The 261-nt window shown below is 75.1% G+C and carries 1 protein-coding gene; it reads right to left on the minus strand.

Translation table 11 applies throughout. From position 1 onward, the window contains the following. Window positions 1-261 (minus strand): enoyl-CoA hydratase-related protein (locus tag KVT32_RS30445; RefSeq protein ID WP_217619472.1); only part of this gene is annotated, 261 nt, incomplete at both ends.

The raw sequence follows: 261 nt of genomic DNA on the forward strand, positions 1-261 counted from the left end.
GCGCCGCCGCCCGGGCTGAGGCCCACCTTCACGTACGCCATGGCGAAGAAAGCGTCGCGCGCCGAGACCAGCATGTCGCAGGCCAGCGCCAGCGACAGCCCGGCGCCGGCCGCGCCGCCCTCGACCGCCGCGATGACGGGCTTCGGGCAGGCGCGGACCGCGCGGATGGTCTCGTGCAGGCGCTCGATCTTCAGTCGGCGTTCGCTTGGGGCCAGTTCGCGCCGCGTGGCCAGCGCCCGTAGATCGCCGCCGGCGCAGAAG

This window comes from Achromobacter sp. GbtcB20, from assembly GCF_019091095.1.
In the GTDB taxonomy this organism is placed as follows: domain Bacteria; phylum Pseudomonadota; class Gammaproteobacteria; order Burkholderiales; family Burkholderiaceae_B; genus Achromobacter; species Achromobacter mucicolens.